This is a genomic window from Psittacicella gerlachiana, from assembly GCF_003585965.1.
GTDB lineage: Bacteria > Pseudomonadota > Gammaproteobacteria > Enterobacterales > Psittacicellaceae > Psittacicella > Psittacicella gerlachiana.
The window spans coordinates 1-8,614 of the sequence record NZ_NRJF01000127.1; the positions used below are offsets into that span (position 1 = coordinate 1).

3 protein-coding genes are annotated in these 8,614 nt (G+C 33.5%); 2 read left to right on the plus strand and 1 reads right to left on the minus strand.

Annotated elements, in window-relative coordinates:
• Positions 1-72: 72 nt before the first annotated feature.
• Positions 73-2,727: an ATP-dependent Clp protease ATP-binding subunit gene (locus tag CKF59_RS04815; protein WP_119534837.1), complete on the plus strand. Its 2,655-nt coding sequence runs from the start codon at positions 73-75 to the stop codon at positions 2,725-2,727.
• A gap of 184 nt (positions 2,728-2,911) precedes the next feature.
• Here the strand turns inward: CKF59_RS04815 and adeD are convergent, their stop codons facing one another.
• Positions 2,912-4,687: an adenine deaminase gene (gene adeD / locus CKF59_RS04820; RefSeq protein WP_119534838.1), complete on the minus strand. Its 1,776-nt coding sequence runs from the start codon at positions 4,685-4,687 to the stop codon at positions 2,912-2,914.
• A 948-nt stretch (positions 4,688-5,635) separates the two neighbouring features.
• Between adeD and lysA the strand changes: the two genes are divergently transcribed.
• Entirely contained in the window at positions 5,636-6,901 is a 1,266-nt protein-coding gene (gene lysA, locus CKF59_RS04825) for a diaminopimelate decarboxylase (RefSeq protein WP_119534839.1), read from the plus strand.
• Positions 6,902-8,614 lie beyond the last annotated feature (1,713 nt).

Genomic DNA, 8,614 nt, shown 5'->3' on the forward strand with positions numbered 1-8,614 from the left:
ATCTAGGGCAAGGCGTATAATATAAGAGTAAAAAAATAAAAACAAAAAATAAAACAAGGAAGTATCAAGATTATGTCAGAACAAAAATTTACGAATAGTCTTATTAACACTTTTACACGAGCACAACAAATTGCTGATCAAGCACATCATGCTCAAGTAACTGATTTACACTTAGTAAAAGCGGCTTTAGAAAGCCAAGCAAATCCTCTTTCAAGCTTACTTAGCACCATGGGAGTTAATCTTGCAACGGTAAGCCAAGGGGTTGAGCGTGCTTTAGGTAACTTACCTACTGTAAGTGACAATAGCATGCAAAAAGATGCTGATTCAATTCTTAGTAACCACTTAAATCGTGCTTTAGTTTTAACTACTCGTTTTGGAGATAAATTTGCTTCGCTCGAGTTATATTTATTAGCGGTAGTAGAAGATACTAATCATAATAATACGTTACGTAATATTTTCTTAAGTCTGCCACAAAAAGATGACTTTACTGCAAAAAATATTGAAGCTACGATTAAATTCTTACGTCAAGGACGTACCGTAGATTCATCAGATGATAATGCTCTTTCTGATGAAGTTAAAGCTTTCTTAGTGGACTTAACGGAACTTGCAGAACAAGGAAAACTTGATCCGGTAATTGGGCGTCATGAAGAAATTAACCGCTCATTACAGATTTTACAACGTAGAAGTAAAAATAACCCTGTTTTAATTGGTAAACCTGGGGTAGGTAAAACTGCGGTAGTTGAAGGTATTGCGCAATTAATTGTGAAAGGTGCGGTTCCTGAAAGCTTAAAAAATGCTCGTATTCTTAGCTTAGATCTAGGGGCATTAATGTCGGGAACTCAATATCGTGGTCAATTTGAAGAAAAAATCAAAAAAATGTTAGATGCTCTCAAAAGTTCATCTACTAATGTAATTCTTTTTATTGATGAAATCCACCAAATTGTTGGTTCTGGTAAAACTGGTGATAGTGCCATGGATTTAGGTAATCTCTTAAAACCAGCATTATCACGTGGAGAAATTCACTGTATTGGGGCTACTACCTTAAATGAGTATCGTCAATATATTGAAAAAGACTCAGCTCTTGAACGTCGTTTCCAAAAAGTAATGATTGAAGAGCCTACAGTTGAAGATACTATTAATATTCTTCGTGGCTTAAAAGAAAGATATTCTTTACACCATAAAGTACAAATTACCGATACTGCAATTGTAGCGGCAGCTGTACTCTCAAATCGTTACATTACTGATCGTACCTTACCTGATAAAGCAATTGACTTAATTGATGAAGCGGCTTCAAAAATTAGTATGGAAATCTCTTCAGAGCCAACCAAAATGGTACGTTTACATAATGCAATTGATGAATTAAAAATCTCTCAATTTGCTTTAAGTAAAGAAGAAGACGAAGATAGTAAAAAACGTTTAGCAAAAATTGAAGCAGAAATTCAAGAAAAAGAACAAGAATATGATTCTTTAAAAGAAATTCTCAATGCGGAAAAATCTCGTTTAAATGCAGATCAAGATTTAAAATTAAAACTGGAAAAACTAAAACTTGAAGCAGAGCGTGCTCAACAAAATGGGGAATATGAAACCGCTTCTCGTCTTCGTTATCAAGATATTCCAGAAATTGAAAAACGCTTAGAACAATTAGGCAACGAAGACTTTGATTATCAATTAATTCGTACGCGTGTAACCGAAAAAGAAATTGCTGAAATCATTAGCCAACAAACTGGTATTCCATTAAGCAAACTTCAAGAGTCAGAAAAAGAAAAACTGTTAAATCTTGAAGCGGTACTTGGAGCACATGTTATCGGACAACCTGAAGCAATTCGTGTAGTAGCTAATGCTGTGCGTCGTTCACGTGCCCATATTCAAGATGATAAAAAACCTCTTGGTAGCTTCTTATTCTTAGGGACTACAGGGGTAGGTAAAACTGAACTAGCTAAAGCTTTAGCATATCAATTATTTGACAATGATGAAAATATTGTGCGTATTGATATGTCAGAGTATATGGAAAAACATACGGTTTCACGTTTAATTGGGGCTGCTCCTGGCTATGTAGGTTATGAAGAAGGTGGACAATTAACTGAGGCGGTACGTCGTAATCCTTACTCTATTGTACTCTTTGACGAAGTAGAAAAAGCTCACCCAGATATTTTCAATGTATTCTTACAAATTCTTGATAATGGTCAATTAACTGATGGACAAGGAAGAGTGGTGAACTTCCGTAATACCGTAATCATCATGACTTCGAACATAGGTTCACGTGAGATTATGGAAAATTCTGAGATGCCATATGAACAATTACGTGAAATGGAATTAGGAATTTTAAGACAACACTTAAAACCAGAAGTACTTAACCGTATTGATGATATAGTAGTGTTCCATCCATTAGCAAAAGAGGACATGAGACAAATTGCTCAAATCCAAATCAATCGTCTCAATAGTCGCTTACGTTATCAAGAGTTACTTCTTAAAGTTGACAGTGCAGCTTTAGATTACTTATGTGATATCGGTTATGATCGTGAGTTTGGTGCTCGTCCATTAAAACGTGTAGTAACTAACTACTTAGAAAATCCACTTTCACGTTTAATTATTAGTGGTCAAGCTCCTGAACACTCATATATCAATGTAACTAAAAATCTAGCTTATGTAGATGAAGATACTACTCCTGATGTAGAGCCTTTAGCATTTAGTGTTGAAGCTGCTCCGACTAATGAAGTATTCTTCTAAATATAAACCAACATAATCAAGCTTATAGGAAAAAGATGGTCTTAGGATCATCTTTTTTTATTTAATTGCTTACAATAAGTGCTTAAACTTTAATCCCCAAATTATAAATTTAACATCTTAAATCCAAAAAAAACCTCAGGTGCGAACCTGAGGTCAACTTTTTTAGTTAGAGAGATCGGGAAATTTATTCCACTTCAAGAGGAACAAATTTAAATTGAGTTACATCAAATAAACCATTGCAAGTAAGTTTGAGTTTTGGAATTACCGGTAAAGGTAAAAATGCTAATTGCATAAATGGGTCATGTAAGAATACCCCACAAGCACGTGAAGCCTCTTTAAGTTTTTCTACTGTTTGTTGTACATAGGCTGCACTTTCGGTAGAGAGAACGCCAGCAATTTCGAGAGCAAGGTGAGCTTTAACTTCGCCATTAAGGACGCAACTTAAGCCTCCATTGGTAGCGATAATTGCATTAATTGCTTGAGCAAGATCTTGAGCTGTAGCTCCCATGGCCGTAAGGTTATGACTATCATGTCCTACCGAAGAAGCCAGAGCTCCTTGAGTTAAACCTGTGCCTGTAACAAGAGCAAAAGCAGGTTTAATTTGTTGTCCATAGCGTTCTACAGTAGTTAATAAGGCTGCCGGTTTATCAAAAATCGCATTCCCCTGAGCATCATGACCAATACAAGTTAGATGTTCTTCACCAGTAATAATTTCATTGTGAATTACTTCAACTGCACGATATTTTTTTCCGACTTCAAAGTTATAACTAAAGTCTTGTGCAGTAACTGGAGTACGAACTACTGAATTAAAGGTTGGTGGGTTTGAAGCAGCAAGACGAGCAGGTGCTTGCCCTACTAAATCTAAACTTGCTACATCTAGTCCTCCAATAAATACTTTAGAGATGGTTACGTTTTCTACATCTGAAACTAAAACTATATCAGCTTTTTTCCCAGGAGCAATTAGACCTAGGCGACGTAAGCCATAGTGTTGTGCTGTGGTATATGAAGAAACACGATAAGCTAAATGAGGTTTAACGCCATGTTTTTGAATCAGACGACGTACCATTGCATCTATATGTCCGGTATGTACCATATCATAAGGGGTTACATCATCAGTACAGAGACAAATAGCTGCAGAAGAGTATTCATTTAAAATTGGAGCCAAGGCATCAAGGTTACGAGCTGCCGAAGCCTCACGCATAAATACCGTTACCCCTTTAGCGAGTTTTTCTAGAGCTTCTTCTTTAGTTGTACACTCATGATCATTGTTTACGCCGGCTGCTAAATAAGCATCAAGTTGACGTCCAGAAACAGTGGGAGCATGACCGTCAATTGCCATCCCACTAAAGAGTTGCATTTTATCGAGTACGAGAGGGTCTCCATTAATTACCCCTGGAAAGTTCATCATTTCTGCTAAGCCAAGTACATAAGGATTATCAATGTAATCTTTCATTTGCTCTACAGTAAACTCAGCTCCATTTACTTCGCAGTTAGGTAAAGCGGGAACGCACGAACTCATTTGAATAAATTGGTTTTGGTAAGCTTGGGCAGAAGAACGTAAGAACCAATCTAAACCTGTAGTTCCGATGACATTAATTACTTCATGAGGATCACAGACAATGGTGGTTAACCCTAAAGGCAAGGTTAAAGATTCAAATACTTGCGGAGTCATAATGGAAGATTCTATGTGCATATGTGCATCAATAAATCCTGGTACTGCAGTGTGTCCTTGTCCATCTATAACTTGGCTAGCGGGATGATTTTGATATTGCGCACCAAAGCCGACAATTGTTCCATGCTTGATAACAATTGGACCATCAAGATAGCCTCCACTAATGAGATTCATAATTTTTACATTATCAATACGTAAATCAGCTTCTTGCTCATTACGAGCTACAGCAAGAATATCGAGGAGGTGTTCACGGCTAAGTTCTTGAGTATGTTTTGCTTGTCGGGTCATGGGGAGATCTCTCTAAAAAAATTAAATTTAAAAAAAGTTTTAATTTGTGAAGTACAAATTAAAACTCAATGTTATGCCTTTGCTATAAAAAATTATTCTTAGCAGTGTTAAGTAAACACTGGGAGATTTAAATTACCAAATCAAAGGGAGAAAATAATGCTATTAGTGAGAATAGCAAACTGGTAAAAGAAAGCACGGGAATACTTTTTTAGTTTTACCAGTAGACTTATGCTTAAAGTAAGCAAGAATTGTTAGTTGCTAAAAAATAATTTCTTGGTATTATGCCACAAGAAAAATCTTTGCAAAGGGGGTAGAGGAATAAAAAAGACAAAAAAAACTAATATTTTGTAAAAAATTATCATTTGCGATCTCCAATTTAGCAAAAAATTATCAAATGATAAAAATTTTTATAAAAAGTTTGAGTTAAGAAACTAAACAGCAAATCAAGACTCTAAAAAATCATCTAGATAAGAGTAAAAATAAGAATAAAATGTAAGTTTTTGTTTAAAATGGTAGTTTGTTTTATAAAAATAAACTACCAAATGACTGTTTGTGGTAGAGTGGAAAAAGGGAAAATTAAGTTAACTTTGTAAGAGAGTTTCGGAGTTTGTATAAGCTTAGCTACAAGAGTCAAAAGCATTGAAATAAAAAAATTTGGAAGCTGTTTTGGAGTCAGAATAAAGTAGAGAAGATAAGAGCCAAGAATCGATAAGGTTAGGATTTGCCAAGAGTGAGCATTTAGTTAAATGGGTCTCCAATAAATTTTATTGTAAGCAAATATATTACTTTGTCTAAGAACTCTTAATTAATAAGCTGGGTTTAGAGTTAAGGATGATGATTTTTCCTAGGGGTTAAATATGGTATAATTACAAATCAGATTTCCCTTTATCAACCGTAAATAAATTTTTATCTACGGTTAGAGCTAAATTTATATTAAATATAGAACTCATGGATTTTTTTAGATATCAAAATGGTGAATTATATGCGGAAAATGTAGCTGTTAGTAAAATTGCCGCAGATTATGGTACACCTTTATACATTTATTCAAAAGCCACTTTATTACGTCACGTTGAAGCATTTAAGCAGGCTTTTGCAGGACGTAATGGTTTAATTTGTTATGCGGTTAAAGCTAACTCAAATTTAGCAATCTTACAGTTACTCTCAAAGCAAAATATAGGTTTTGATATAGTTTCTGGTGGTGAGTTAGCTCGTGTTATGGCTGCAGGAGCAGATCCAAGTAAAGTAATTTTCTCTGGGGTAGCAAAAACTGAAGAAGAAATTACTATGGCTCTAGAAGCTGGTATTCTTTGCTTTAATGTAGAGTCGGCAATGGAATTAGATCGGATTAATACAGTTGCTGGTCGCTTAGGTAAAGTAGCACCGATTAGTTTCCGTATTAATCCTAACGTAGATGCTCATACTCATCCATATATTTCTACAGGTTTAAAAGAAAATAAATTCGGGATTCCTGTAGAGACTGCTTTTGATGAGTATTTACGTGCGGAAAAAATGGAACACGTAAAAATTGTTGGTTTAGATTTCCATATCGGCTCACAACTAACAGAAATTTCTCCATACATAGATGCGATTAGAGCTTTAAAGAAATTAATTCGTCAACTTTATGCTGCGGGGATTAAATTACATCATTTAGATATAGGGGGGGGGTTAGGAGTAACCTATTCTCAAGAAGCTCCACCTTTACCAAATGAGTTAATTAATGCAGCTTATGAAGAACTTGCAGATCTTTTTGAAGATGTGGGAGAATTACAAATTGTCGTTGAACCAGGACGTTCAATTGTAGCAAATGCAGGGATCTTTGTTTATAAAGTAGAGTTTACTAAAGATAATCTTGGAAAAAACTTTGCAATAGTTGATGCGGGAATGAATGATAATATTCGTCCAAGCCTATATAGTGCATTTATGAATATTATTACCGTAATTGAAAATCCAGAGTCTGAACTAAAACTTTATGATGTAGTAGGACCTGTGTGTGAAACGGGAGATTTCCAAGGTAAGAATCGTCAACTACGTATTCAACAAGGAGATTTACTTGCAATGCGTGGTTCAGGGGCTTATTGTGCTTCTATGGGATCGCAATATAACTCACGTCCAAAATGTGTTGAAGTTTTAGTGGATGATGAGCAGGTACATGTGATTAGAGAACGTGAAACCTATGCTGATCTATGGGCAAAAGAAAAACTCTTAGCTGAGTAAGCTCACGAGTAAAGTTAAAGACAACTTTTTTTGTTGCTTTGAGTTTTGAGTTATCCTCAGATAAATATTATCTTGTGAGAAGAAATGTAATATTTACAAGATAATTTTTAAGAAAAAATTATAGTTTACGTAAAGAGTAAGCATTTTAAGGTAAGGAAGTTTTCCTTACCTATTTTTTTTGCTTAAAAAAAAGGAAAGCGGGCGCTTTCCTTTATAAGGTTAGAATATGAATATTTTAAAATTAACTTTGCTTTGTTTGTTGTTTAGGTTTTTTATTTAGTGTTGTTACTTATTTTGTGTTAGGTATTTTGTTGCCTGATTATTTTAATCTCAGAATGTATTATTGATTTAGAGGTATAAACGTTTTTCGATTAAAATAATTAACATTTGAACAAATTTAAAAACTTATAGTATAAAAATAATTCTTGGTTTTTTAAATTTACCTATAAAAAAGTATATTTAGAAGTTATAGGTAGGTTTATGAGTTTTCTCCATGTTTTGATTTTTTAATTTATTAGCTAATTTCTTTACATTTATTTTATAGGGTACTAACTGCTAAAATCCAAGAGGAAAATATTTTAACCTTTTGTTTTTTAGTTAAAAGAAATGAAAATATTTTCCCTTGTACTATAAATTTGAGGCTTTAATGTCGAAAATTTAAAGATAAAATTGCCTTAATTAATTCTGTTTTGGTTAGTGCCTATAGAGCTACTTGTGCAAAGCTTAAAGCAATTGATAACTTTAAAAGTTAAGCTTAAGTTTGTTGGAGGCATTCTACTGAATTTGTTTTAAAATCTTTTGATGGAGTTAGGGGGTAATATTAGAATAACTATACAACTTGTAGAGGCAAAAAATTACTTCCTAGGGGTAATCCTAAATTTAGCTTAGAAAAAAAGCTTCCTCTTGAAGAGAAAGCTTTTAAGACGAAAATAATTGCATGTAGCAATGCTACATGCAATCTAATTCACTTTACACATCACAGAGAGCTTAAGACCTAAAAGCTCTACTACTTGTATAATTGGCACTTACAATTATACAAGTCTGAATAAGTAATACGATGACCAGTCGTATTACCTACTTACCTCTTCTTGCTAGAGGTAAACGGTTGTTTAGGTGTGTTTCCTAAAGTTAAAAATATAAAAAATAATTTATACGGGGATTAACCGGTAAATCTTAATTACCTTGTTAATTGATGGTAAGAACTCTGATTTTTGATATTTAAGATCATTTTAGATCCGATAAAACCGAAGCAAATCATCGTTTTTATAGTGTTTTTATCAAAGAGTTATAATCTTTATATTTTTATTATATACAAAAAATAAAAAAATAATAGTATCTAAACAAAAAAATTTAAATTTTTTTTCGTTTGAAGTTTTTTGAGCAAAATAATTTTGTTCAGAGTTAGCTTTAGATCCCAAGAAATGCAAACTTATGCTTTTGGGTAAATTTTGCGTTTAGGTAATAACCTTATAAAAATTAAGGTTATTTTCTGAGGAGTAAGCTTTTTCTTTTCTTTAAGGTGAGAAAAATAATTCTTGAGTGGGAGGAAATATAAAAAGAGTTGTGCTGTTTTTCAAGAGTTTAGCTAGGGGTAGGAATTTTTAATCTTGGATTATAAAAAATTATAGATATACTATTGAGTAGATACATGTATATATTTTAAGTTGAGACAAGTCTGAAGTTGAGTATACAATGCTCAACTTCTTTTTTTAT